Origin of the sequence: Gimibacter soli (assembly GCF_028463845.1) — a bacterium.
Taxonomy (GTDB): domain Bacteria; phylum Pseudomonadota; class Alphaproteobacteria; order Sphingomonadales; family Kordiimonadaceae; genus Gimibacter; species Gimibacter soli.
In genome coordinates, this window is sequence record NZ_CP116805.1 from 3,385,672 (window position 1) to 3,410,873 (window position 25,202).

22 protein-coding genes are annotated in these 25,202 nt (G+C 60.7%); 5 read left to right on the plus strand and 17 right to left on the minus strand.

Annotated elements, in window-relative coordinates:
• Positions 1-37 precede the first annotated feature (37 nt).
• The gene (locus tag PH603_RS15620; protein ID WP_289503687.1) at positions 38-625 is read right to left on the minus strand and encodes a TetR/AcrR family transcriptional regulator; all 588 of its coding nucleotides are present in this window, start codon (positions 623-625) and stop codon (positions 38-40) included.
• A gap of 145 nt (positions 626-770) precedes the next feature.
• On the opposite strand from PH603_RS15620, the gene PH603_RS15625 reads away from it, so the two are divergent.
• Positions 771-1,319 (plus strand): carboxymuconolactone decarboxylase family protein, encoded by a 549-nt coding sequence (locus PH603_RS15625; RefSeq protein ID WP_289503688.1) that lies wholly within the window; start codon positions 771-773, stop codon positions 1,317-1,319.
• Between the two features lie 221 nt (positions 1,320-1,540).
• Positions 1,541-3,700: a TonB-dependent siderophore receptor gene (locus tag PH603_RS15630; RefSeq protein ID WP_289503689.1), complete on the plus strand. Its 2,160-nt coding sequence runs from the start codon at positions 1,541-1,543 to the stop codon at positions 3,698-3,700.
• Between the two features lie 74 nt (positions 3,701-3,774).
• On the opposite strand, the gene PH603_RS15635 is transcribed toward PH603_RS15630, so the two are convergent.
• From PH603_RS15635 to PH603_RS15660, 6 genes are all read right to left on the minus strand, one after another.
• Positions 3,775-4,050 carry a DUF3325 domain-containing protein gene (locus PH603_RS15635; RefSeq protein WP_289503690.1) on the minus strand — a complete coding sequence of 92 codons (276 nt, stop codon included), beginning with the start codon at positions 4,048-4,050 and terminating at the stop codon, positions 3,775-3,777.
• Positions 4,047-5,606, minus strand: a complete 1,560-nt coding sequence (locus PH603_RS15640; RefSeq protein WP_289503691.1) for a PepSY-associated TM helix domain-containing protein — start codon at positions 5,604-5,606, stop codon at positions 4,047-4,049. The genes PH603_RS15635 and PH603_RS15640 overlap by 4 nt, the downstream gene beginning before the upstream one ends.
• Complete coding sequence (locus tag PH603_RS15645; RefSeq protein WP_289503692.1) at positions 5,603-5,929, minus strand: hypothetical protein; 327 nt, start codon at positions 5,927-5,929, stop codon at positions 5,603-5,605. Before PH603_RS15645 ends, PH603_RS15640 begins: the two co-directional genes overlap by 4 nt.
• Positions 5,930-6,084: 155 nt before the next feature.
• The gene (locus PH603_RS15650) at positions 6,085-6,396 is read right to left on the minus strand and encodes a DUF2312 domain-containing protein (protein WP_289503693.1); all 312 of its coding nucleotides are present in this window, start codon (positions 6,394-6,396) and stop codon (positions 6,085-6,087) included.
• Between the two features lie 177 nt (positions 6,397-6,573).
• On the minus strand, positions 6,574-6,897 hold the full coding sequence (locus tag PH603_RS15655; protein ID WP_289503694.1) for a DUF1244 domain-containing protein: 324 nt from the start codon (positions 6,895-6,897) through the stop codon (positions 6,574-6,576).
• Positions 6,894-7,664: an N-formylglutamate amidohydrolase gene (locus PH603_RS15660; RefSeq protein WP_289503695.1), complete on the minus strand. Its 771-nt coding sequence runs from the start codon at positions 7,662-7,664 to the stop codon at positions 6,894-6,896. The genes PH603_RS15655 and PH603_RS15660 overlap by 4 nt, the downstream gene beginning before the upstream one ends.
• Positions 7,665-7,830: 166 nt before the next feature.
• Between PH603_RS15660 and pyk the strand changes: the two genes are divergently transcribed.
• Positions 7,831-9,294 carry a pyruvate kinase gene (gene pyk / locus PH603_RS15665; protein ID WP_289503696.1) on the plus strand — a complete coding sequence of 488 codons (1,464 nt, stop codon included), beginning with the start codon at positions 7,831-7,833 and terminating at the stop codon, positions 9,292-9,294.
• 20 nt (positions 9,295-9,314) lie between these two features.
• Positions 9,315-10,079 carry a sulfotransferase domain-containing protein gene (locus PH603_RS15670; protein WP_289503697.1) on the plus strand — a complete coding sequence of 255 codons (765 nt, stop codon included), beginning with the start codon at positions 9,315-9,317 and terminating at the stop codon, positions 10,077-10,079.
• Positions 10,080-10,084: 5 nt separating this feature from the next.
• Here PH603_RS15670 and PH603_RS15675 read toward each other — a convergent pair whose 3' ends face one another.
• Positions 10,085-10,690: an HAD family hydrolase gene (locus tag PH603_RS15675; RefSeq protein ID WP_289503698.1), complete on the minus strand. Its 606-nt coding sequence runs from the start codon at positions 10,688-10,690 to the stop codon at positions 10,085-10,087.
• An 89-nt stretch (positions 10,691-10,779) separates the two neighbouring features.
• Positions 10,780-10,905 carry a type B 50S ribosomal protein L36 gene (ykgO, locus tag PH603_RS15680; RefSeq protein WP_121938607.1) on the minus strand — a complete coding sequence of 42 codons (126 nt, stop codon included), beginning with the start codon at positions 10,903-10,905 and terminating at the stop codon, positions 10,780-10,782.
• A 425-nt stretch (positions 10,906-11,330) separates the two neighbouring features.
• Between ykgO and PH603_RS15685 the strand changes: the two genes are divergently transcribed.
• Positions 11,331-12,455, plus strand: a complete 1,125-nt coding sequence (locus tag PH603_RS15685) for a M14 family metallopeptidase (RefSeq protein ID WP_289503699.1) — start codon at positions 11,331-11,333, stop codon at positions 12,453-12,455.
• On the opposite strand, the gene PH603_RS15690 is transcribed toward PH603_RS15685, so the two are convergent.
• The 8 genes from PH603_RS15690 to PH603_RS15725 form a co-directional block, all read right to left on the minus strand.
• Entirely contained in the window at positions 12,456-13,112 is a 657-nt protein-coding gene (locus tag PH603_RS15690; RefSeq protein WP_289503700.1) for an aquaporin, read from the minus strand.
• 4 nt (positions 13,113-13,116) lie between these two features.
• A complete protein-coding gene (locus tag PH603_RS15695; RefSeq protein WP_289503701.1) occupies positions 13,117-13,614 on the minus strand; it encodes an arsenate reductase ArsC in 498 nt (165 codons plus the stop codon).
• Positions 13,615-13,624: 10 nt separating this feature from the next.
• Positions 13,625-13,960, minus strand: a complete 336-nt coding sequence (locus tag PH603_RS15700; protein ID WP_289503702.1) for an ArsR/SmtB family transcription factor — start codon at positions 13,958-13,960, stop codon at positions 13,625-13,627.
• An 82-nt stretch (positions 13,961-14,042) separates the two neighbouring features.
• Positions 14,043-15,032, minus strand: a complete 990-nt coding sequence (locus PH603_RS15705) for a DUF2336 domain-containing protein (protein ID WP_289503703.1) — start codon at positions 15,030-15,032, stop codon at positions 14,043-14,045.
• Positions 15,033-15,211: 179 nt separating this feature from the next.
• A complete protein-coding gene (locus PH603_RS15710; RefSeq protein ID WP_289503704.1) occupies positions 15,212-17,734 on the minus strand; it encodes an ABC transporter permease in 2,523 nt (840 codons plus the stop codon).
• A gap of 30 nt (positions 17,735-17,764) precedes the next feature.
• Positions 17,765-20,197, minus strand: coding sequence for an ABC transporter permease (locus PH603_RS15715; protein WP_289503705.1), 2,433 nt, complete (start codon positions 20,195-20,197; stop codon positions 17,765-17,767).
• Positions 20,198-20,210: 13 nt separating this feature from the next.
• Positions 20,211-22,643 carry an ABC transporter permease gene (locus PH603_RS15720; RefSeq protein WP_289503706.1) on the minus strand — a complete coding sequence of 811 codons (2,433 nt, stop codon included), beginning with the start codon at positions 22,641-22,643 and terminating at the stop codon, positions 20,211-20,213.
• 66 nt (positions 22,644-22,709) lie between these two features.
• Positions 22,710-25,190: an ABC transporter permease gene (locus tag PH603_RS15725; protein ID WP_289503707.1), complete on the minus strand. Its 2,481-nt coding sequence runs from the start codon at positions 25,188-25,190 to the stop codon at positions 22,710-22,712.
• Between the last annotated feature and the right edge of the window lie 12 nt (positions 25,191-25,202).

A 25,202-nucleotide genomic window follows, 5' to 3' on the forward strand; every position in this document is an offset into this window, starting at 1 on the left:
ATTTTACTTGATTCTGACGTTGCGGGCGCGGCTGCACTCAGGCTTCGTTCGCTGAAGGGGCAGCCTTGAAATCCCGGTCAAGCAGTGCACGGGCCGCCTCGCGCGCCGCGATGGCAACGGTCGGGTCACGGCGGAAACGGCCATAGACAATGGCGCCTTCCAGAAGCACCACGATCTGACGGGCAAGGGCCGCGGGGTCCACGGCGCCGCCTTCGGTGCAAAGGCCGATGATCACGGCTTCAAGCTCGGCGAAGAAACTGTCGCAGGCTGCCTCGATCCCCGGTTCCTTGCCGTCATATTCGAGCCGCGCGTTGATCGCGAAACAGCCGCTGAAGTCGCCGGCGGCAATCGCCTCGCTCTTGATATCGAACATCGCAAGGATGCGGCCCTTGGGGTCTGTGGCGCGCTTCTCGATTTCGGCACCGATGCCTTCAAGTGCCGCCCGGCTGTAATAGTCCACCGCCGCCTCCACCAAAGCTTCCTTGGTACGGAAATATTTATAAAGCGTGCGCTTTGAAATGCCCGTATCCGCCAGCACCGCATCCACGGGCGTGGCCAGAAAACCCCTCGTATAGAAGGCGTTGAAGGCGCTGCGGACGATCTCGTCCCGCTTGGTTTCCAGCATGACAAACTCCTTTACTGAAAATTTTTATAGCAAAGCCTGTTGACAATGTAAACTGACGAGTTTACCTATGGCGATGTAAACCGAACAGTTTACCTGCAAACACAAACACTGACCCGATTCACAGACAGCTTGAAAGGAATTCAAAATGGCCCGTATCACCCCCGCACAGAACCCGTCGGAAAAATCCCAGGCGCTTCTTGCTGAAGTTAAAAAGAAACTCGGCGGTACGCCGAACCTCTTCACCACCCTTGCCCATTCGCCCGCAGCCCTCGGCTTCTATCTGGCCGGCGGCGGCGCCATCGGTGAAGCCAAGCTTTCGGCTTCGCTGCGTGAACAGCTTGCCCTTGCCATTGCCGGCGCGAACGGCTGTGACTATTGCGCCTCGGCCCACACCACCATCGGCAAGATGTTCAAACTGGAAGAAGCTGAGCTTGCCCGCAACCTGAACGCCGCTTCGTCGGACGCCAAGGTGAATGCTGCCCTCGTCTTCGCCCGCAATGTCACCCTCACCCGTGGCCGCGTGAGCGACGCCGAGCTTGCCGCTGTACGCAATGCCGGTTACAGCGATGGCGAAATCCTCGAGATCATCGCCGTTGTCGCGATCAACACCTTCACCAACTATGTGAACCATATCGCCGCGACCGAAGTGGACTTCCCGCTGGTGACGACCGAGGCCGCCAGCAAGGCTGCCTGATCGGCCTCCGCCCGATGCCCCGCCTTTGTGTCTCCTTCAAAGGCAAAAGCGCGCCCGACCCCTTCCCCCGGGGCCGGGCGCATCCTTTTTGGGGCCTGCCGCAAAACTGTCATGAAAGGACTGGACGCCTCTGATCTTCCCCTATAAGAATGCAAATCATTCTTAATATCTCATAAGGGCGCCCAATCCCCAAGGGTGCCACCCGGAGGAAAGGTCTGGTCATGTCTTCTCATATTATCCCCCATCAATCCCGCCGCGCGCTGATCCTGTCGCTGATGGCATCATCGGTACTCGTCGCAGCGCCTGCCGAGGCACAGGATGCTGCCGGCGCCGACGATGCCGGCATCGAGGAAATCATCGTCGAGGGCAGCTATACAACCAACGAACTGCTTGATTCCGCGACCGGCCTTGGCCTTTCGCCGCAGGATACGCCGCAGTCGGTGAGCGTGATGACCTACCAGCGCATCGCCGACCAGAATCTGGATTCGCTCACCGATATCGTCATGAATGCCGTCGGCGTTTCCGCAAAGGAACTGGACAGCACCCGCTTCAGCTTCTCGGCGCGTGGTTTCGCGATCCAGAATTACCAGCTGGACGGCGTGCCGCTGGCATGGAGCCCCGGCGGCGATTCCGGCGAAACCCAGATCGACACCGCCCTCTATGAACGGATCGAGATCGTGCGCGGCGCCACCGGCCTCCTTACCGGCGCTGGCGACCCGTCTGCCTCGATCAACCTTGTGCGCAAATCCGCCAGCGCGCGCGAATTTACCGGATTCGTATCGGTTGATGCCGGCAGCTGGGACACCTATGGCATCCTGGGCGATGTTGCCACGCCGCTGAACGAAGCCGGCAGCATCCGCGCCCGCGTCGTTGCGCGCTATCAGGATGGTGACTCGTTCCGCGAGCGGGGCAGCGACAAGAAAACCGTAGTGTATGGCACCATCGAGGCTGACCTTGCCGACAACCTGCTGCTGCGCGCCGGCGCCAGCTATCAGGACAACGACCCGCTTGGCTCTACCTGGGGCGGCCTTTCCACCTGGTATGCCGATGGCAGCCGCACCAACTGGGACCGCAAGAAATCCATCGCCCCCGACTGGTCCTTCTGGGCGTCGGAAAGAAGCAACTATTTCGCAGCGCTTGACTATGATTTCGCCCCGGACTGGAGCCTGAGGGTCAATTTCAACCGCAATGAAACCTCGGCCGATCTGAAGCTTCTGTATCTGTATGGTGTGCCGGACCGCGAAACGGGTGTCGGCCTTGGCGCTTCGCCCTACCGCGCCGATACGGAAAGCAACCAGGACAGCATCGACTTCCAGCTGCAAGGTGCCTTCAGCCTGTTTGGCCGCAAACATGAACTGGTGTTCGGCGGCCTGCACAGCAAGCAGGCCACCGAAGGCTATACCTACGCCGCCAGCAACGTTTCTGCGATTGGCAACTTCAATGAATGGGATGGTTCCTACGCTGAGCCGACCTGGGGCACTGAAGGCAGCCTCAGCGGCGACTATGATACCAAGCAAACCGGCTTCTATGCCGCGTCCCGCCTGAATGTGAGCGACGAATTCAAGATTGTTCTCGGCGGGCGTCTTTCTAAATGGACGCAGAAGGGCGTTCTTTATGGCTCGCCGCGCGACTATGGCGACAGCGGTGTCTTCATCCCCTATGTGGGCGCACTATATGACCTCACCGAAAATCATACGCTCTATGCCAGCTATACCGAGATTTTCGAGCCCCAGAACGCGCAGGACCGCAACGGCGACTTCCTGCCGCCCCTCGAGGGCAAGAACTATGAAATCGGCCTGAAAAGCACCTTCTTCGACGATAGGCTGCACACCACCGCAACCTTGTTCCTCGTGCAACAGGACAATCTGGCCCAGCCGGACCCCGGCCATCTGATCCCCGGCACCATTTTCGAAGCCTCCCGCGCCGCCATGGGCACCGAAAGCAAGGGCTTCGAGTTTGAAGCCGTGGGTGAACTGGCAGAAGGATGGAATGTCAGCCTCGGCTACACCCAGTTCAAGGCCGAGGATGCGGACGGCGTTGCGGTGAATACCTCGCAGCCGCGCAAGCTCCTGAAGGTCTTCTCCACCTACACCTTCCCCGGTGACTGGGACAAACTGACCATCGGCGGCGGCGTGAACTGGGAAGGCCGCAACTATACGGACACCACAAATCCGGTGACCGGCAATGCCGAGCGGCTGGTGCAGAAATCCTATGTGCTCGCCAACCTGATGGCCCGCTACGACATCTCGGAAGCGCTGTCGTTGCAGGCCAACGTCGAGAACCTGTTCGACAAGACCTATTACAGCCAGATCGGCTTCTACAGCCAGCTGGCTTACGGCGAACCCCGCCGCTTCACGGTCCGGGCGCGCTACTCCTTCTGAGGCGCCTGACACCAGAACAAAAAGCCCCGGCAAGTGCATGCTTGCCGGGGCTTTTCTTTTGGGCCTTTAGCGGTTCAGGCTCCGCGGGTTCGCCAGCTGACCAGCAGGATCAATATCCAGGCGGCGAGGCTCATGTGGCCGAGCCAGCTGATGGCCCCATAAGCCCAGCCCAGCCGAAACGATACCTGCAGCAAGGCGAGCATCAGCAGGCCATACCCGGCCATCTTCAGTGCCCTGCCCCTGCCATCCGCCAAAAACCGCCCCAGAAGGTCGCGTTGGTGACGCGGCATGGCGAGACAAAGGCAAACGAAGCCCGCGAACGAAAGGAGCGTACCAATCAGATGGCTCATGACATGGCCTCGGCTGGCCTGGCGCCACGGGCCCGTCGGGGGCGCTCCTTGGGTTTGTGGACCGCGAGCCTGTAGGCGGTGAAGCCGATAAGTGTCGCAAAGAACAGCATGCTGAGATCGAAGCCCGCGAACACCCAATCACCCTTCGCAAGGCTGGCGACCAGATGACGGCTTGTCGTCATCGCATTCACGAGCGGTACAGCGGCATAAAGGAAGGCGCCAGCCGCCAGCATCTCAACCCACGCCCGCTTCACCGGGCGCGCGATAGCCCATACAAGGCTTGCCCCCCACAGGATGAAAAGACAGTGGATTTCCCATTCGGCACGGGCTTCGAGGTCCAAGGGCAGCAGCCGGTTCGCAATGAAATAGCCCGCGACAGCTGCAGGCAGCCCGGCAACGGCCGCAACGTTCAGTCGCTCCACGAACAGGAAGCCGAAATGCGGCCGATCAGGGTCCGCGAGTTTCTGGCGGCGTTTGACGGTCCAGAGCACAAGGCCGCTGCCGACCATGATCGTGCCACCGACGCCTGACAGGAAATAGAGCCACCGCAGGGCCGGCCCGGCGAACCGGCCGGCATGCAGACCCACCATCACGCTTTCGGTTTCCCGCGCGGTGCCGCGCTCGGGCGGCGTCGACAGAAGCGCGCCCGTCACCCCGTCAAAGACCAGTCGTTCTGCACGTGTGCCAACGGTATCGCCCGGCGAGCGGAACACCATGATACGCGCAGCCGTATCGCCGGGATTGCTGACCTGTACGGTGCCGAGATGCCCGTCCGGCCAATAGGCAAGGGCGTCTTCCACCACCGGGCGCAGCGGCGTGAGCGGTGCAGCGATACCCGTTGCCTCCACAGTATCCTGCGGGAACAACGCCTCGAAATAGGTACCGCTGTCCGTATAGTTGGCCGCAATCGCCCAGGGCATGTAAAGCGTGGCAAGGGTGACGAGGCCGGTGTAGGTGATCATCAGATGGAACGGCAGCGCCATCACCGCCGTCACATTGTGGGCATCAAGCCAGCTGCGCTGCCCCTTTCCGAACCGCAACATGAAGAAGTCCGCGAAAATCTTCTTGTGGGTCACCACGCCGGAGAGAATGGCAATCAGCATGAACATGGCAGCCACACCGACCAGATACCGCGCCCAGATCACCGGCATATAATGAAGATCGAAATGGAACCGATACAGGAAATTGCCGCCCCGTGTATCGCGCAGGTCAACCTCCGCGCCCTGCCCGTCGAGCGTTGCGCTGCGACCGCGTCGCCCGCCCTCTTCACCCGGCGCCGGCCGCCAGAAGACAGTCGTCACCGCCTGCCGTTCGCTCGTCGGCGTGATGAACCAGAAAGGCGAGTTCGGGGCCTTTTCCTGCAAATAGGTGGCAGCACCGATCGCGGACTCGACAGGGTCGGCCTCACCCTCAATTTCCGGCTGCATCCAGCGCGTGATTTCGTCATTGAAAAAGGCGGCGGTACCAGTCAGGAACATGGCAAACAGAAGCCAGCCAAAGAGAAGCCCGGTCCAGGTATGCAGCCAGGCCATGGATTGCCGCAAACCCGCCTTCATAACCGCCCCCCCGCCTGGAGAGAGAGCCAGATGACAACACCGAGCAGAGCCGACCAGCCTGCCATCAGGACATAGACCCGAAGCACGGAGCGGGCCGCAAAAACCCACATGGCAATGAGTGCGAAGATCAGGAAGGAGGACAGCGTTGCCGTCATGCTTGCCTCACTCGGGGCAAGCGGCAAAAGGCGCGCCATCATGCCAGCAATGAGCGAGGTAAGGAGATAATTGCCGCCGGTCGCCGCAATCGTGCGCAGCACCACCTGCCAGATCGCCGACCTTCGCCCGACTGCAGGTTCCCTGCCCGACGCTGCTACCCCTGCCACCCTTGTTTGCTCCGTCCTTTCACACAATCGCGCCGACCATATAGTTACTGATAATCATTTGCAATATATGATCTGCCACACCTCGCAAGGACAAAACAAAAGGGGCACCCTAAGGCACCCCGGTTGATTCTCGGCTTTGCTGCCTGACAGACGGCTTATTCAGCCGCGTCGGCATCCATGTCCATGTCGTCAGGCTGCGAGGGCGCCGTACGGGTCGGCAGGTCGCCGCCTTCGATGGCATGCAGGTAAACGTCGATGAGCGATTCCTGCTCCTGACGGTCGGCCGCATCCATTTTGCGGATGGAAATCACCTTGCGCATGATCTTGGTATCGAAGCCCACGGCCTTGGCCTGTGCATAGACTTCCTTGATATCCTCGGCGATGCCCTTCTTCTCTTCTTCAAGGCGTTCGATGCGCTCGATATAGGAGCGGAGCTGTTCGCCCGCGACGCCGCCTGCTTGTACCATATTGATCTCCCGTCACTTTATGGGTCTTTTGTCCGTTCACCCTGAGGAGCGCGCCAGCGCGTCTCGAAGGGTGTTTTGTGGCGCGGTCTTCGAGACGAGGCTACGCCTCTCCTCAGACCGAACGGTAGCGTTTAGGCTACCACTTGGCGCGCACCATAGCGGGTGCCGGGATGGGCTTCAACGGCCTTCCCGCATCGCCTTGTTTTTAGCCACACTCTCGTCCATCAGGGCGAGCTGTTCGGGGGTGGCGGGCGTCTGGTAGGCAGCCTTGTAGGTGTCGTAGGGCATGCCATAGATGGCCTCGCGGGCCGTATCCTTGTCCATCGTCACACCCATGGCGTTCGCAGCCTCGGCGTACCAGTCGGACAGGCAGTTGCGGCAGAAGCCGGCGTGGCCCATCAGGTCGATATTCTGCACATCGGTGCGGACCGAGAGATGCTCGATCAACCGGCGGAACACGGCGGCTTCGATCGATTTCTGTTCATTCACGGTGGGCGTCATGGAAATACTTTCGGGGTGATGAGATCAGGGCGCGTCATGCACTCGTCCAGCAGGTCGGCAAGGAGCGCAGCCCACTGGTCGATCTCGTGTTCATTGGCCATCAGGTCCTGCCTGATTTCGATGGTTGTCTGCGCAAGGCCGCGGTCGGCGCCGTGGCGCTGCATTGTATAGTAAAGGGCCTTGCCGGAATAAGGTTCATTGTCGCCAACGATAAGCCCGGTTTCGCGCTCGCAAAGCCCGATCATGGCCTGCGCGAGGCGCGGGTCGCGGTTCCACAGGAAGCCGATGGCCCACGGCCGCGGCGCACCGTTCATTGCGGGCGTGAAACTGTGGATACCAACAACCAGCGGATTGATCCCTGCCTTCTGGTGCGCGTCGATCACGCTTTCGCAGGCTGCATGGAAGGGCCGCCAGTAGGCATCGATGCGGGCCGCACGGGCCACATCCGAAAGGCCTTGGTTGGCCGGCACCGGCACCTTGTCGCTGACCTCGGGGATCAGGCCGGCCTGATCCGTATCCCGGTTCACATCGATGACGAGCCGGCTGACTTTCTGGATGACGCCAGCCACCCCCATCATCTCGCACATCCGCCGCGTTACGGCCTCGGCGCCGATGTCCCACGCGATATGATCCTGCATGGCGGCCGCAGGTACGCCCAAATCGCCGATTTCTGCGGGTACTGCGTTTGATGCGTGGTCACATAGAAGCACCAGGGGCGCCTTCGCATCGAAGTTGAGGATTTCCGGGGAGATGGGGGTCAGTTGCATCAGGGCTTGTCCTGCAATTGGTCTTATTGTCACCCCTTAAGCCCCGGTGCTGACGCCAGAATTTCACTGGACCGACGGGGCGTTTGGCGGCAGCATAGCGGCCAAATTAGCCGGCTGATTCGGCAAGTCAACACCCGCCCCTTCTGCCGGCCTTTCCGGAGGCCATATGTCAGCGATCACACCCCTTATCCGCCGCCAGCGCAAGACCCGCATTGTCGCCACGCTCGGCCCGGCATCATCAAGCCTCGAGCGCATCCGTGCCCTGTTCCTTGCAGGCGTCGATGTGTTCCGGCTGAACATGAGCCACGGCGAGCATGAGGACAAGATCAAGCTGATCGACGCGATCCGCACGGTAGAGACCGAGTTTTCACACCCCATCGCCATTCTGGCGGACCTCCAAGGCCCGAAACTCAGGATCGGTTCCTTCGCAGGCGGCAAGGCGATGATCGAGGAAGGATCAAACTTCCGTCTCGACCTCGATACCGACAAGCCGGGCGACGCCACCCGCGTGAGCCTGCCCCACCGCGAGATTTTCGAGGCCATCAAGGTCGGCACCCATATCCTGCTGGATGACGGCAAGGTGCGCCTTGAGGTGAAGGACGTGCTGCCGGATCATGCCAATTGCCGCGTGCTTGTGGGCGGCCAGCTTTCCGACCGCAAGGGCGTGAATGTGCCGAACGCCATCCTGCCGCTCGCTGCCCTCACCGACAAGGACCGCCGCGACCTCGCATTCGCGCTGAAGCATGGCTGCGACTGGATTGCCCTTTCCTTCGTGCAGCGCGCTGATGACGTGGCCGAGGCCAAGAAGCTGGTGGGCCGCAAGGCTGCCGTGATGGCCAAGATCGAAAAGCCCGCTGCTGTCACCTCCCTTGACGACATCCTCGATCTCGCCGACGGCGTGATGGTGGCACGGGGTGACCTTGGCGTTGAAGAACCCGCCGAGAATGTGCCGGGCATCCAGAAGCGCATCGTGAAAGCCGCCCGCCTTGCCGGCAAGCCGGTGGTGGTGGCAACCCAGATGCTCGAATCCATGATCAAGTCGCCAGTACCGACCCGCGCCGAGGTTTCGGACGTGGCAACCGCCGTGGCGGACGGCGCCGACGCCGTGATGCTGTCGGCAGAATCGGCGGTCGGCGATTACGGCGACGAAGCCGTGCGCGTGATGGACCGCGTGGCCCGCAAGGTGGAAGGCGAAGCTGATTACATGAACAGCCCGTCGGACCTTCGGATGAACCCGAATTCAACGAGCGAGGACGCGATCACCGCAGCCGCGCGGCAGGTGGCCCGCACCGTGGGCGCCAAGGCTATTGTGACCTTCACCTCGTCGGGCGCCACCGCGCTCCGTGCTGCTCGCGAACGTCCGAGCGTCCCGATCCTGACCCTGACCCCGAAGATCCAGACCGCGCGCCGGCTGGCCATCGGCTGGGGCCTGCACTGCGTGAAGACGCAGGATGTGGACACGTTCGAAGAAATGATCGGCAAGTCGAAGCGCATGGCGCTGAGGCACGATCTCGCCCAGCCGGGAGACCGGATCGTGGTGACCGCCGGCGTGCCCTTCGGCACCCCCGGCGCCACCAACGTGCTGCATATCGCCTGGGTCGGCCATGACGAGCTGAAGGGCCGCAAGTAATCGCACCCGGCGCTGCATCCATGATCAACCGCAACCTCATCCGCTGTGTCGGCACGTATCACAAGGCCGGCACGGTCTGGATGCGTGCCGTGTTTTCCGAGATCGCAGCAAGGCTCGGGCTCGACTTCGTCAACACGCCCACAAATGCCTTCAACGCCGTCACGCCAAAGCCGGGCACGATCTATTTCCAGTGGGACAGTCGCTTCTCCCCGGCGTTCGACCGGGAAGATGTAAGGGGCTTCCGGATCGTGCGCGACCCTCGCGACATCGTCATCTCGGGCGCGCACTATCACATGAAGGCAACCGAGCCGTGGCTGCAGGTGAAGAAGGATCGCTTCGGCGGCCTCTCCTACCAGGAAATGATCAACAGCCTTGACGGCCTTGACGCGCGCTACCGGTTCGAGATGGAGAATTTCAGCCGCGGCACCATCCGCAGCATGACCGTCTCACGCGGCAACAGGGCTATGCGGGACCTTATCGAGCGGCGTTTCCTGATGGTACGCTACGAGACGCTGATCGAGGACGTTGAGACAACCATGTTCCGCAGCATCTGCGATCATCTCGACCTGCCCTTCGAACTCTGCGCGCCGATCTTTGTGGAAAATTCCCTGTTCGGGCAAAGCGTCCGGAAGGACCATGTGCGCTCGGGCAAGAAGGAACAATGGACGGACGCCTTCAGCCGCGCATTCGCCCGCGAGTTTGCAGCGACGCACCAGCGGGCGCTTGAAAAGCTCGGCTATGAAGAAAACAGGGACTGGATAGAACGCTGCGCCGAGAGGGCCTGACGCGTCTAGATGAGCCCTGCTGCCCCAAGGGCAGCTTCCAGCCCCTCAGGCCCCGTGAAGACATGCCCCCGGAAGCCGAGCGCTTCGGCTGCCTTCACATTTTCGTCCCGGTCATCGATGAAAAGCGTTTCGGCAGGGTTCAGGCCATAGCGGATGGCGAGCCGTTCAAAGATCGCCGGATCAGGCTTCACGAGGCGTTCCTCGCCCGAGACGACCACACCATCGAAGAGCTTCACGAAGGCATAATCGCGGGCGAACGGCACCCATTTCTCGGCCGAGAAATTGGTGAGGCCGTAAAGCGGCACGCCGTTCGTCTTCAGGCGTTCCATCAGGGCCACTGTGCCACCGATCACCGGCCCGATTGTCTCGTCCCAGCGTTCATCAAAAGCGCGAATGAGGTCAGCATATTCGGGATGCTCCGCTGACAGCAGACGCACGCCTTCAGCGAAGGGGCGGCCCTTGTCGTGGTGCGTGTGCCATTCCAGCGTGACGATATCGGTAAGGAACCGGTCAAGCTCCGCCGCATCGGGAATCAGTTTGGAATACAGGAGACGCGGATCCCAGCGGACCAGCACATTGCCGATATCGAAAACAACAGCGGTGATTCGCACGCCTCAAGCCCCCTCAAATGACGACGCCGCGCGACTCGGGTGAGACGCACGGCGCGAAAACCTGCCAGCAAAAAGCTGGCGGCCTCGGCTCAGCCCTGACGGGCTTTGAAGCGACGCTGGGTCTTGTTGATAACGTAGATGCGGCCTTTACGGCGGATCACGCGGTTGTCGCGGTGACGGCCTTTCAGCGACTTCAGGCTGTTACGGATCTTCATAATGTATCTCTCTAACTCTGCAGTTGACAGAACCTTCTGAACCACCGCCGCTTTCGGCCGCTATCCGGAAGGCAGGACCTGCATTGCTGCCGATCCTCGAATCCATTGGCGGCGGACCATATAGGCGAGCCCCGGTACTGTCAAGGGTCGGAACCGGTGAAAAATGACTGCTGGCACACGGGCTTCATCCCGCTGCCGGCACCCGGACAAAATGGAGGCGTCCCCCATGCCCGGCAGGACGCCCCAATTCCCCCGTTCAGATAGCGGGGGTGTCCGCTCACGCCTTAGCGTCAGTAACCCTGATAGTACCAGAGTGGCCCTAACGAGTCACGGCCTTTCGCCCGGAATTCTGCGCCTTTCGGCGATTGACGGCAGCGGCGCGGCAGGGTAGCAAAGCGCAACGGACAGAAGAAAAGGAACGGTCCATGATCATCACGAGCGCCTTCGATAGCGGCAATATCGAGGTCATTCAGGCAGATAGCCCCTCGAACATCCGTCTTGCGATCCGCAAAGACCATATGTCCGATTTCCAGCAATGGTTCCATTTCCGCCTGTCCGGCGTTGCCGAAACGCCGTGCAAACTGGTGATCGAAAATGCGGGTGATTCCGCCTATCCTGAAGGTTGGCCCGACTATCAGGCGCGCGCGTCCTACGACCGCGAAACCTGGTTCCAGATTCCGACAAGCTATGCAAACGGCAAACTGACCTTCGAGATCGAACCCGATCAGGACAGCGTCTGGTTCGCCTATTTCGCCCCCTATTCGATGGAACGCCACGCTGACCTCATCGCCGAGGCCGCCCAGTCGCCGCTCGTGAAGACGCATGTTCTGGGCCATACGCTGGACGGTCAGGCGATGGACCTGATCGAGCTCGGCCACGGGCCCGAGGGCCGGAAGAAGGTGTGGCTGATCGCCCGCCAGCACCCCGGCGAGACAATGGCTGAATGGTGGATGGAAGGGGCGCTTGATGTGCTTCTCGATCCCGACAATCCGGTTGCCGCAAAGCTCCTGCAGAAAGCGCATTTCTATATCGTGCCGAACATGTGCCCGGATGGATCGAAGCGCGGCCACCTGCGCACCAACGCAGCAGGCGTGAACCTCAACCGTGCCTGGGCGGAGCCCGACATGGAAACGAGCCCCGAGGTTTATCTGGTGCGCCAGAAGATGCTGGAGACGGGCGTGGATATCCATATGGACGTTCACGGCGACGAGGCCCTGCCGGTGAACTTCCTGGCGGGTTATGAGACGATCCCGAACCTTGATCCCGCGCACTATCAGAAGTTCCTCGATTTCGAGGAAAGCCTTTGCCGCATCTCCCCCGATTTCCAGCGCGAGCGCGGCTACGGCAAAGGGGAGGCCAATTCGAGCGACCTGAAGAAATGCACCGACTGGACGGCGCACCAGTTCAAGGCGCTCGCCATGACGCTTGAAATGCCCTTCAAGGACAACGACCTGCTGCCGAACCCCGACGAGGGCTGGAGCCCGACCCGCGCCATCGCGCTTGGCCGGTCCTGCATGTCAGCGGTTCTCGAGGCCGTGGAACGGGGCTGATCAGCCCCGCTCACCCGCCAGCCTGAACACGCCCAGCGCCAGAAACGCGCCCACAAGCTGGGCGGCGATGAAGGGGATCACGCCGCCTTCAGCGATGCCTGAGAAGGTGTCGGTGAAGCTGCGGGCGATCGTGACGGCAGGGTTCGCGAAGCTTGTGGATGCGGTGAACCAGTAGCCGGCGGTGATATAAAGCCCGACGGCATAGGGCACGGCTTCCACTTTCGAACGCGCGACCCAGAGGATGGTGGACAGAAGCCCGAAGGTCGCCACCGCCTCGCTCAGCCACTGGGCGGGGCCGTAGCGCACATGCTGGCTAGCCTGCAGCAGGGGCAGCTCAAACATGGCATGCGCCAGCACCACACCCGCGACGGCAGCGATCACCTGCACGAACAGGTAACCCGCCATCTCCGCCCGGCCGATTTCGCCCCGCGCCCGCATCACCAGCGTGACCGCCGGGTTGAAATGTGCGCCCGACACCGGCCCGAACATCAGGATCAGCACCACAAGGATGGCGCCCGTGGCAATCGTGTTGCCAAGGAGGGCAATCGCGTCGTTTCCGTCCGCCATGCGCTCCCCCATGATGCCGGAGCCGACAACGGTGGCGAGGAGCAAGGCGGTGCCGACGGCCTCCGCCGTCAGTTTGCGGGCAAGCGTCATCGGGTCAGCCCTCCACCGGTGCAAGCTTCACCAGAAGGTCGCGGCGTTCGGTGGCACTCATGCCTTCAAGCGGGTGCGACAGCAGCTCTGCCACACGGCCCGAGAAATCTTTGTAAAGCGCATCGAAGGCCGCCGCCTTTTCGGCCGGGTCCGGGATATGGGCGGGATCCGGATATCCCCAGTGCGCCCGCACGGGGGCGCCGGGCCACACCGGGCAGGCTTCACCCGCTGCCGACGAGCAAACGGTGATCACCATATCCATTTGGGGGGCACCCGCGCCCGCGAACTCGTCCCAGCTTTTGGACCGAAAAGCGGAGGTATCGATCCCCGCTTCCATGAGGCGCGCGATGGCCGCCGGGTTCGGCCTGCCGGTCGGCTGGCTGCCGGCGCTATAGGCCCGGATGCGGCCCTGCCCCAGATGGTTGAAAACCGCTTCGCCCACGATCGAGCGGGCGGAATTCCCGGTGCACAGCACAAGGACATTGAGCATCTTTTCGGTCACGATGGTTCCCTCACGGACAATGGCAGGCAAGCGTATCGATAACGGGCTGGCAGAGCTCCGGCTTGCCGCCGCAGCATTCCTCCATCAGGAAGCCCAAGAGCCCCCTCACCCCGTCAAAATCGGCAAAATAGCGGATCGCCCGGCCTTCCCGCTCGTTGCGGATCAGCCCGGCGCGCAACAGGATATTCAGGTTGGTGGACATGGTGTTCTGGCGCACGCCCAGCCTGTCGGCTACCTCGCCCGCCAGCATGCCTGTGCCCCCCGCCTGCACCAGCAAGCGGAAGACCTCCAGCCGGGTTTCCTGGCTGAGGGCGGCGAAAGCGGAAAGGCTCTGATTAATATCCATATATCAAGATATATAGATATTAATGACAAAGGCAAGCGCCTTCCGGGGCAAGGCTGCGGCGTATCACTTGGTGAGGCGGAGATCAGCCTTCGCCGGCAAGACCCGCAGACGGCGCAGCATTGTCGTTGGTGCCGTGGGCGCCTTCGACATAGAGCTTGCGGGCGATATTGAGGAACCGCGGCGCCATCGCCTTCGAAACGCCGATCCGCTTCATCAGGTCCACAAAATCCTGCGCCTTCTTCAGGTTCAGGGCCTCGCGTACCTGGATGATCGGCAGGCCGGCCTCCAGCGCGAAGGAACTTTCAAGGAAGGACGCACTGCCACGCTCGGCCATTTCGGCGACCAGAAGGTGGGTCAGGCGCTTTTGCTTGCGCATGTCGTTGACGAGCGCATGCACCTGCTGCGGGGCGGCGTTCGCGATCTGCTGCCACAGGGCCTCGATACGGCTGCCGCCGGCGATCTTCTCGGCGAGCGTGCCATCAACGGCATAATGCTGCATCAGCGTATCACGGCAGTGATCCGAAACCTTGTCGATGATCTGCTCGACCACAACGAGCGGCAGGTCGGCGCGTGCCGAAAGCTGGTCCATCAGGCGGCGATCGTCGCCAAAGCGGCCAACCACAGCATCGCAGGCTTCCTGGCTGAGGCCGACGCTGTCGTTGCGCACCAGCGTGGTCACACCCGGCGCCTCGGAATGCTCGGCCAGTGCCTTGACGGCAAGGCCGCCAAGATCGGGCCGACGGGCAATCGTCACACGGGCATGCTCGGCCAGCGACGGAATGAGTGCGGCGAGCGTTTCATCGTTGAAAGCATGGGTCGAGGAAAGGAAAGGCGAAGCCACATCTTCCACATCGCGGGCAATTTTTTCAGCAAGATCAGACGGCAGAACATCGCAGTGACGCAGTTCGAACGCCAGCACTTCACGCACCTGCGTGGAAAGATCGCGGGCCAGAAGGCGTGCCACATCCTCAACGGCAATGCGGTCATCATCGGACTGCGAACCATTGAGGAATTTGGCCACACGCTTGGCCAGCATCATTTTTTCAAGCTTGACGGAATCGATAAGCATCATCCTGCACCGTTCTAAAGTTCGCCAATTTTTGCCTGAAATAGCGCTTTGCGCTGTTCTATTTCGGGACACATAGTGGCACAGGGAAATTAATATTTCGCGTACAGGTCGATAAAAAACGAAGAAAAAACCGGCGACCAGTTGTGGCCGCCGGCAAGTGGGCGAACCCAGCTACGGAAACGTCATTCGTAGCGGAGTGCGTGGATAGGCTTTGCGCTGGCCACACGGATGGCGCGTCCGGCCACCGTGCCCCAGGCGATGATGAGCGCGACGAGACCGGCCACCACGGCAGCCACGAAGATGTAGCCATGCCCCAGCCGGTATTCGAAGCCCTGCAGCCAGTCGACCATCAGATACCAGGCAACGGGCCAGGCGATCAGGTTTGCAACCACAACGGGCTTCGAAAGCTGCCAGACAAGCAGCCGGACGATATCCCGCGTGCGAGCGCCCATCACTTTGCGGATGCCGATCTCCTTGGTGCGGCGTTCGGCGGTGAAATGAGCAAGGCCATAAAGCCCGAGGCAAGCCACAAGGATCGCGAGGCCCGAGAAGGCGGCGAAGAGCGTGCCCTGTGCCACGTCGTCGGCATACTGTGCGGCGATCATGTCATTCAGGAAGCTCATCCCCATCGGCACGTTCGGAGCAAGCCGCCGCCACGCGCCACCGATGGCCGTGACAAGCGCCGGCAGATCGCTGGTACGGTAGGTAACGGTCGCCACGTCCATATTGGTCGGCTGAACGAAATAGACGCTCGGCTGCTTGCCGAACCGGATGGAGCGGAAATGCACGTCCGGCACAACACCAACGATGGTGAGGTCATAGGGACCGGCGCGATAGATACCTGCCCGCAGGACACGACCCACAGCATCAGCTGCATTGCTGAAACCGAGATTGCGGGCGGCCATTTCGTTGATGACCACGGACGCCGAGCGGCGGATGCTATTGTCCTCAAGCGGTGCCTCGATCACCTCATTCCCGCGGGAGCGATCAAAGGTGCGGCCAGCAACCGGATCGATGCCATAGGCTTCGAAGAAGCCGAAATCGACCGAGAAATAGTTGATGATCCGCTGCTCGGTATTGGCCGAAGCATCACCTGCCGATGAAAGAAGCTGGAAGCCCGTGTTGTTCTCGTTGTCGTCGGTCGGCACTTCTGACGAGAAGACGACACTCTCAACACCGGGGATAGTTGCCAGTTCGCGGCCAATCGATTCCCGCTGTTCAGCAATCGGCGCTGCCCGGAAGTTGCGCATCACGATCTTGCCTTCGGTTTCAAAGCCGAGATCCATCTTCTGCGCATACATCGACTGGCCGTAAACAACTGCTGTGCAGATAGCGAGGCCGATCGAGACCGCAAACTGGATGACAACAAGCAGCGACCGCAGGCGGCCCGAGCCTTCCGCGTCCGACGATTTGTTGGCTTTCAGGATACGGGCCGGGGCAAAGCGCGACAGGACGAGGGCCGGATAGCTGCCCGCGATCACGCCCACAAATACCGCCACACTCACAGCGAGGGCCAAGAGGCCAGTGTTCGAGGTGATCGTCATTTCAAGCGAACGGCCAAGCACATCATTATAGGCCGGCAGGACCATCTCGACGCCCATCAGGCCGAGCATAAGGGCGAGGAGCGACAGCATCACTGCCTCCCCCAGGAACTGCAGGGCCACCTGTGTGCGCGAGGCGCCCAGCACCTTCCTGAGCGCCACTTCACGTGCCCGCTGGGTTGCCCGTGCGGTCGACAGGTTCATGAAGTTGATGCAGGCGATGGCAAGGATCAGGATCGCCACGGCCGAGAAGGTATAGACGAAGCGGATATCGCCCATCGGCCGCATGTCGCCAAAGTTGCCAGCATCCGGCCGGGCATAAAGGTGCAGGTCCGGCACCGCCATCACATTGGGGCGCAGGAAATCGCTCGGCTGGCCGGTCATCCCCGCATCCGCCCCCATCTTCAGGAACGGGCTTTCGCGGTTCAGCCATTCATAGACACGGGTCTTGAAGCCCTCGACGGTCGCGCCTTCCTTCAGCTTGAAATAGGTGAGGGTGTTCACGCTCGTCCATGTTTTCAGGATATTCGGGGCGAAGTCGAAAATGGAGGGCTCAAGATAGACCAGCATATCGATGTCGAGGTGGCTGTTTCTCGGGATGTCTTTCAGCACCCCGGCAACCCTCACCTCCATCTGGCGTTCCTCCGCGCAGCAAACCGTGAGCGTTTCACCGATCACATCGGTGCGGCCGAAATATTTGAGCGCCATCTCCTCACTGATCAGCAGATCAAGCGGCTTGGCGAAGGAGCTCTGGGCATCGCCCGCTACAAAAGGCAGCTTGAAGATATCGAAGAAGGTGCCATCAGCGAACGTGATCTGCTCATCAAAGACCTTGTCGTCCTTGATCACGGTCTGGCCGACGCGCACAAGGCGCACCGCCGTTTCAACGTCTGCCGCAGCATAGGCCGAAAGGGCATCCATCCAGAAGCCGGGTGCCGAAACCGTACGGAACGCCGGCCGGTCGGGCGACAGGAAGGCGCTGTGCAGCCGCACGATACGGTCGCCTTCCGGCAGCCAGTCATCGTAGGAAAGCTCGTCTTCCACAAAGAGGAAGATCAGCATGCAGCTCATCAGGCCAATCGCGAGGCCGAAGATATTGATGAAGGAAAACAGCCTGTTCTTGAACACATGCCGCCAGGCGGTCAGGAAATAGTTGCGAAACATCGTTTCTTCTCCTCGCTTCTCTGGTCAGTCTTATTCGTAACGCAGTGCGTTGATCGGCTTGGCGCGGGCCACCAGATATGCCCGCCCGGCAACCGTCGCCCAGGCAATCAGGAACGCAGCCAGCCCCGCCGCCATGCAGGCGGGCAGCATCAGCCAGCTGTCGATCCGGTTCGGATATTGCTCCAGCCACGCCGACATGGTGAAGAAAGCCACCGGCCATGCGATAAGATTGGCAACAATCACGGGCCGCGAGAATTGCCACACCATCATCATCACGATGTCACGCACCCGCGCACCCAGCACCTTGCGGATACCGATCTCCTTGGTGCGCCGCTCGGCCGAAACCGCGGCAAGGCCATAAAGCCCCATGCTGGCGATCAGCACGGCAAGGCCGGAGAAGAAGGTCAGGATTCTGGACATCTGCACTTCTTCCTCGAACTCTTCCGCCACCGCGTCATCGACAAAGGTGAAGACGAACGGGGTGAAGGGCGCGAGCTCCATCCAGACCTTGCGGACAGCTTCCACAACCTCGCTGGGTGATCCGCCGAAACGGACGGTGAGATTGTAGCCCCTGTCCCGTGTGAAATAGTAGACTTCCGCACGCTGCGGATCATTGATGTCCTGCAGGCGGGCATTCTTCGCCACCCCGATCACCCTCAGCGGACGCGTGCCATTATAGACAAGTGCACCGATGGCTGCTTCCGGCGACGAGAAGCCCATCTGTTCAGCTGCGAAAGCATTCAGCATGACCCGGTTTTCGACCGGATTTTCGTCGTCATCATTGTCCTGAAACTCGTCAGCTTCATTCGCGCCCGAGAAATTTCGCCCCGCCGCAATCTCGACCTTGTAAGTATCGAAGAAGGCGTCATCTATCCAGATCTCGCCCATGTTGATCTGTTCGTCCCTGACCGGGGTCGGGCCGAAATTGCCGCCGCTGTTGTTGCCATCCGATGGCGTTTCCGACGACATGCTCGCCCCGCGCGCCATCGGAAGGTTCCGCGCCTTGTCCCGTAGGGTCGCCCGCTTGTCCTTCATGTCGCCGCGATCAACGCCCTGCACAACCAAAAGGTTGTTGCGGTCATAGCCTGGGTCCATGTTGGTCACGAACCAGGTCTGGCCATAGATGATGATCGTGGACACGATCAGGATCACCGACACCGCGAACTGGAATGTCACCAGCACCTGGCGAAGGATGATGGTCCCCCGGCTTTCCGACGACTTGTTGGCCATCAGAATTCGGCCCGGGCGGCTGCCGCTGATTGCGAAAGCCGGATAGAAACCGGCGAGACCGCCGACCAGCAGCACGATCACAACGAGCGACGCCCAGAAGACGCCATCGTCATAGGAAAGCTTCAGCGGCGCATCCAGAAACTCCGCAAAGCTCGGCAGGCTGAATTCCAGCAGAACGACTGCCAGCATTGCCGCGATCAATGTGATCAGGACCGATTCCGTGAGGAACTGGACGATCAGTTGCGGACGTCCGGCGCCCAGCACCTTGCGCAGTGCCACTTCACGCGTCCGGCGGATCGCCTGCGCGGTCGCCAGATTGACAAAGTTGATGGCACCGACGAGCACAAGGACAATCGCAATGGCAATCAGTATCTGCATCTTGGCCATCACCGACATCTCGTCGAGGACAACAAAGTCTGCGTGATAATCCGAGAATTTCATGCCATCCATGGCAAGGTATGCCGACCCGTTGGAAGACCGGCTTTCGACAAATTTGTCGAGAAGTGCCGGCATGCCAGCCTGAATGGTCGACCATGAAGCACCGGGCTTCAGAAGCACATATTGCTCGACGCTCGTGGATCCCCAGTTCCGAAGCAGCCAATGCGGCTCGGAGAAGGCTTCCTCGTCCATCAGGGCGACAGCGGGAATGTTCAGCTCGCTGTTTCTCGGCAAGTCCTCATAGACAGCGACGATGCGATAGTCGCGGTCCAGATTATAGATTTTCAGATTCAGCACGCGGCCCAAGGGGTCGGCGTCACCGAAATGGTTTTCAGCAAAGGTACGGCTGATGGCGAGGCTGGATTTATCGGCAAAGGCAGCGCCTATGTCGCCTTTCAGGACCTTGAACTGGAAGATTTTCAGAAGATCGGGATCGGCCCATTGCACGAATTCGTCGCTGACCTTGTCACCGTCACGAACTGTCGGCTCCAGCGCGCGGAGGCGCGTGGCGGCCTCGATCTCTTCCGGGAAGGTGCTCAGCATCGCTGACTGCAGTTGGCCGCTGAGCCGGCGCAGCCGTGCCTTCGGCTCGGGGCCTGTCAGGAAGCTTGTGTCCATCCGGTACAGCTGGTCTGCATTCGCCCAGTTCTTGTCGTAGGAAAGTTCGAACCGGACAAACAAGAGGATCAGGAACGCCGCCATCAGGCCAACGGCCAGGCCGCCGATATTGATGACGCTATAAAGCCGTTCCTTGGCAATGTTCCGAAGGGCGCTACGAAGATAGTTGGCAATCATGATAGCGTCCCTTTCACTCGTACCGGAGGGCGTTGATGGGGTTGGCGCGGGCAACCATGAAGGCGCGCCCGGCAACGGTGATCCAGCCGATCAGCAGCGCCGCCAGTGCAGCCATCACGAACGGCAACGGGCTGAGCGCCACCCGGTAGGCGAAGCCGTCAAGCCAGCCCGACAGGAAATAGAAAGCCACAGGCCAGGCAATCAGGTTGGCAATCAGGATCGGCTTCGAGAATTGCCACAGGAACAGCGTGACGATGTCCATGAGGCTCGCCCCCAGTACCTTGCGGATGCCGATTTCCCGCGTGCGGCGTTCGGCGGTGAAGGACGCAAGGCCGTAAAGCCCCATGGCCGAGATCGTTACCGCCAGCAGCGTGAAGATGGTGAGCATGTCACCGAGCCGGTTATCGGTCTGGTATTGAAGCTCGACCAGTTCCGCCATCGAACGATAATCGAGGATGTTCCCCGGGTAGGTTTCCCGCCAAGCATCCCGAATGGCCTCGAGGGCCGCATCGCGGTTCGTACCATCAATGCGCACCGACATGTCGGACTGGCGCTGCTCGTCCACATAATAGATGCCGGGGCGGATCACATCGCGGGCGCTGTCGAAATGGAAATCATCCACGACACCGACGATGGTTGCATCGATCAGCAGGTCGCTTGTCAGATGCACCGTCGCCTGCCGGCCGATGGCTGCGTCCGGCCCTGTGAAGCCCAGCAGCTTGGCAGCTGACGCATTGATCACGATGTTACCCGTCTGCTTGTAGGTGGCCTCGTCAGCACGAGCCCGCATGACATCGGCCTCTGCCGGGGACAGATAGCGGCCGGCCAAAAGGTCAATCTCGTAAGCCTTGAAGAAATCCGGGCCGATCGTCAGGCCATCAAGCGTGACGAGATCACCCCCCGTCACGGGGCGCATCTGCAGCCGGTCCTCGCTGCCTTCGGTCGGCACGTCCGACGAACGACCGACGGCTTTGATATGGGGGCTGGCGAGCAGGCGGTTTTTGAGTGTCTCGGACTGCTCGTTATTGGTACCCGCGACAACGATCAGATTGTCCGGATTGAAGCCGAGATCAAGCGCCTGCATATATTGCGTCTGCTTGTTCACGAAGAAGGCGATGATCATCAGTGCCGCCGAAATGGAGAACTGCGCAACCACCAGAAGCTGGCGCAAGCGGCCGGTGCCATTGTCGGCGCTGGTGCTGCTATAAAGCACATCGTGCGGGCGCAGCATGGCGAAATAGGCCGCCTGGAAACTGCCGGCACTGATCCCGACACCAAGGCCGAGCACCAGAAGCAGCAGAAGTACCGCTGGCTCCCGCACCAGATCAAGCTCCACGACCGACGACAGGAAGGCGTTATAGTGCGGCAGCGCCACTTCAACGAGCGCGAGTGCGATCGTCAGGGCCACGAATGCCAGAAGGATTGATTCCCCGAGGAACTGCTGCACGATCTGCCGGCGCGCAGCACCGAGCACCTTACGCATCGCCACTTCGCGCGCCCGGTGCGCCGTCCGCGCCATCGACAGGTTGAGGAAATTGACAACCGCGATGATGAGGATAAGAAGCGCCACACCAAGGAAGCCGTAAAGCACGTCAATATCACCGGCAGCATTGGCGCCTTCCAGATGCACCTTGCCAAGCGGGACAAGGTTTGTTTTCACCGACCATCTGGTGCCGGTCTCCATGCCATCGCCGCTCGCATGCATATGGCGCTCCACAAGGGCGGGCAAATCGTTGCGGATCAAGTCCACATCAGTGCCCGGCGCGACGCGCATGAAAGTGCTGCGATAAGCAAATCGCCAGTCCTCGCTGAACCAGCGGGCGGCAAGGAAATAGTCGCGGACGAAGGGGACGATAAAATCTGACTGAACCGTGGTATCGACCACCGGATCCTCGATCACACCGCTGACCTTGAAATCGACAAACTGACCGGCAAGGCGGATCGGCAGCACCTTGCCGAGGGCCGGTGCGTCGCCGAAGTATTTCTGCGCGGTGCGGTGGCTGAGAACGATGCTGCGCGGGTCGTCAAAGGCCGTCGCCACATCGCCTTCAAGGAACCGGAACTGGAAGAAGGAGAGGAAATTCTCGTCCGCCGCCACAACTTGCTGGGCGTAGAGATCATCATGATACTGGATCGTCACATCGGCCGAAATATAGCGGGTGATATCCTCGACCTCGGGATAGGTATCCAACATCAGGTCCTTCAGGGGATCGACCGCATTCGGGGTGCGCCGGTCGGGGTGGCCCGCCAGCACATAGGTGTTTTCGATGCGATACAGGTCATCGGCGCGCGCCCAATGATCGTCCCACGAGAATTCATCGCGCACGAACAGCACGATCAGGATGAAGGCCGCAAGCCCGATGGCGAGCCCGGCGATATTGATCACCGAGAAAAGCTTGTTCCGCATCAGATTGCGCAGCGCGGTCTTTATATAATTCTGAAGCATGATGCCTCCACTCCCTGCTGTCGTTTGATCGGGGCCGGATGCATTGCCCGGCCCCGTTTGCTCTGGTTATTCGTAGCGCAGCGCCTTGATCGGGTTGGAGCGGGCAACCTGGGCCGCGTTACCGCCAACTGTTGCCCACGCGATGCCAAGCGCGATCAGGCCGGCGATCAGGCAAAGCGGCCCCAGCACCCAGGCTTCCATCCGGTAGGGGAAGTTTTCGAGCCACGAAAGCATGCCCCAGACCGCGATCGGCCAGGCGATCAGGTTGGCGATGATGACGGGCTTCGAGAACTGCCACAGCAGCAGGCGGACAATATCGGTCACGGTCGCCCCCATCACCTTGCGGATGCCGATTTCCTTGGTGCGGCGTTCAGCGGTGAAGGCGGCAAGACCATAGAGACCGAGGCAGGCGACGAACACGGCGAGCCCGGCAAACAGCGCCAGCATGGTGGCCGTTGCCTCTTCCTGATCGAATTCCTCAGCCAGCGCCTCATCCACGAATTCGTAGGAGAAAGGCACCTCGGTGACGATGGACGACCAGATGCGCTCGACGCTTGCGACCAGTGCTTTCGGATCACCCGAGAAGCGAACAGTCAGGTTGCCGTAGTTATCGGAGTCGAGCAGATACATCTCCGGCCGCTTCAAGGTCTTCAGCGACTGGAAATTGATATCCGCCACAACACCCACGATGGTCAGGTAGTTTTTGACACCGTTGCCGCGACCGATCACGAAGACCTTGCCAAGGGCTTCCTCGGGCGTACCGAAACCAAGGCGGGTCAACACGCTTTCGTTGACGATGATGTTGCTGTTGACGATGTCGCCTTCCTTCAGCCCTTCAACGCTCGGCTTGGTGTCGCCCGCATACTGGCGATCATAATCACGGCCAGCGATCATCGGGATCTGGTAGGTCTTGAAGAAGTCATGATCCACATCCTGCACACCGATAAGGATGGTGCCGGTGTTTTCCTGACCCGGAATTTCGACAGACGTGTTGTTTTCGTCCGAGCTGCCCGGCGTATCGCCCGAGAAGGCTGCCGATACAACACCCGGCAGGCGCACGATTTCAGCCTTGATGGCGTCGCGCCGCTCTTCCACACCTTTCCGGTCGGTCCGGTGCAGGACAAACATGTTTTCCTTGGTGTAGCCAGGGTCCATGGTCGTGGCGTACTTCAGCTGGCCGTACACGCCGGAGGTGCCCACGATCAGCGCGATCGAAACCGCAAACTGGAAGATCACAAGACCGCTGCGCAGGGCTGCCGAACCCGACGATTCCGCCGACTTGTTGGCTTTCAGGACCCAGGCAGGACGGAAGCCCGACAGGATGACCGCCGGATAGACGCCGCCCACGATGCCGACCGTGGCCACAAGGCCTGCAAGAATCGCAAGCGTCATGCCGTCGGTATAATCGAAGCTGAGGTCACGACCGATGAAATCGCTGTAGAAGGGCAGTGCCGCTTCAACAATCATGACACCGGCGATCAGACCAATCAGGGCGATCAGCACCGATTCCCCGATGAACTGGACGATCAGCTGGCCGCGGCCCGCGCCCAGCACTTTCCGGAGCGCCACTTCACGCGCACGTTGGGTCGATTTGGCGGTCGCCAGGTTCATGAAGTTGATGCAGGCGATCACAAGGATCAGGCCGGCGATCGAAGCAAAGATGATGACGGTGGTGATATTGCCCGTGGGCTTCATCTCGCCAAGGCCCGCCGGATGCAGCTGGGCGTCCACAAGCTTGGTGGTGCCGAATTGCACAAAGGCCGACGCGCCCTTGCCATCTGAAATCTGGGACGGGATCTCGATGCTGTCGTCAGCGAAGGCGTTGAAACGGCTGCTGACCGTATCAATCGCCACACCCGGCTTCAGCGTGAAGAGGACCGTGTTGTTCACCGAGAACCAGCTGTCAAACAGGAACGGCTGGGTGTGCCAGTCATTCTCGTCGATCATAGCCAGCATTTCGACGGCGAGCACCGTATTGTGCGGCAGGTCCTTGAAGACGGCAGCAACGCGGTAGTCGCGCTTCAGGTCATAGTTGGTGATGGTCATCACCTGCCCGACCGCCGGCTTGTCGCCGAAATATTTGTGGGCCATTTTCTCAGAGAGCGCGATCGCGCTGTTGTCGGTCAGGGCCGTTTTCATGTCCCCTGAAACAACATCGAAATCGAGGATGCTCCCTACATTCGTGTCGGCGAAAATCATTTCGTCGGTATAAAGCGCGTTGCCGATCTGGACGACCGGGTTCAGCGACTGAAGCCGGGCGACCTGATCGATCTCCTCGGCGTAAAAACGCTCCAGCGCGCCTTTCGACGGTCCGGGCGACACCACGGTCACGAAAGGCTCGCGTCCCGGAATGGCGAAGGTGGTGTTCAGGCGGTAAAGGCGGTCGGCCTTTGTCCAGAACTGGTCGTAGGAAAGCTCATCGCGCACGAAAAGCGTGATGAGGATACAGGCCGCAAGGCCGATGGCCAGACCGACGATATTGATGGCGCTATAGAGCTTGTTTTTCACAAGGTTCCGGAGCGCGACGCTGACATAATTGCTGAACATGGGATGCCTCCC

What these genes read in the sequence shown, in the direction of transcription:
- ykgO (WP_121938607.1), bottom strand. Translation starts at nt 10,905, where the DNA reads ATGAAGATCCGTAACAGCCTGAAGTCGCTGAAAGGCCGTCACCGCGAC.
- PH603_RS15650 (WP_289503693.1), bottom strand. Translation starts at nt 6,396, where the DNA reads ATGGTACAAGCAGGCGGCGTCGCGGGCGAACAGCTCCGCTCCTATATC.
- PH603_RS15700 (WP_289503702.1), bottom strand. Translation starts at nt 13,960, where the DNA reads ATGGATATTAATCAGAGCCTTTCCGCTTTCGCCGCCCTCAGCCAGGAA.
- PH603_RS15705 (WP_289503703.1), bottom strand. Translation starts at nt 15,032, where the DNA reads ATGATGCTTATCGATTCCGTCAAGCTTGAAAAAATGATGCTGGCCAAG.
- PH603_RS15720 (WP_289503706.1), bottom strand. Translation starts at nt 22,643, where the DNA reads ATGCTTCAGAATTATATAAAGACCGCGCTGCGCAATCTGATGCGGAAC.
- PH603_RS15690 (WP_289503700.1), bottom strand. Translation starts at nt 13,112, where the DNA reads ATGACGCTTGCCCGCAAACTGACGGCGGAGGCCGTCGGCACCGCCTTG.
- PH603_RS15630 (WP_289503689.1), top strand. Translation starts at nt 1,541, where the DNA reads ATGTCTTCTCATATTATCCCCCATCAATCCCGCCGCGCGCTGATCCTG.
- PH603_RS15725 (WP_289503707.1), bottom strand. Translation starts at nt 25,190, where the DNA reads ATGTTCAGCAATTATGTCAGCGTCGCGCTCCGGAACCTTGTGAAAAAC.
- PH603_RS15640 (WP_289503691.1), bottom strand. Translation starts at nt 5,606, where the DNA reads ATGAAGGCGGGTTTGCGGCAATCCATGGCCTGGCTGCATACCTGGACC.
- PH603_RS15655 (WP_289503694.1), bottom strand. Translation starts at nt 6,897, where the DNA reads ATGACGCCCACCGTGAATGAACAGAAATCGATCGAAGCCGCCGTGTTC.
- PH603_RS15625 (WP_289503688.1), top strand. Translation starts at nt 771, where the DNA reads ATGGCCCGTATCACCCCCGCACAGAACCCGTCGGAAAAATCCCAGGCG.
- PH603_RS15660 (WP_289503695.1), bottom strand. Translation starts at nt 7,664, where the DNA reads ATGCAACTGACCCCCATCTCCCCGGAAATCCTCAACTTCGATGCGAAG.
- PH603_RS15620 (WP_289503687.1), bottom strand. Translation starts at nt 625, where the DNA reads ATGCTGGAAACCAAGCGGGACGAGATCGTCCGCAGCGCCTTCAACGCC.
- pyk (WP_289503696.1), top strand. Translation starts at nt 7,831, where the DNA reads ATGTCAGCGATCACACCCCTTATCCGCCGCCAGCGCAAGACCCGCATT.
- PH603_RS15685 (WP_289503699.1), top strand. Translation starts at nt 11,331, where the DNA reads ATGATCATCACGAGCGCCTTCGATAGCGGCAATATCGAGGTCATTCAG.
- PH603_RS15670 (WP_289503697.1), top strand. Translation starts at nt 9,315, where the DNA reads ATGATCAACCGCAACCTCATCCGCTGTGTCGGCACGTATCACAAGGCC.
- PH603_RS15710 (WP_289503704.1), bottom strand. Translation starts at nt 17,734, where the DNA reads ATGTTTCGCAACTATTTCCTGACCGCCTGGCGGCATGTGTTCAAGAAC.
- PH603_RS15715 (WP_289503705.1), bottom strand. Translation starts at nt 20,197, where the DNA reads ATGATTGCCAACTATCTTCGTAGCGCCCTTCGGAACATTGCCAAGGAA.
- PH603_RS15635 (WP_289503690.1), bottom strand. Translation starts at nt 4,050, where the DNA reads ATGAGCCATCTGATTGGTACGCTCCTTTCGTTCGCGGGCTTCGTTTGC.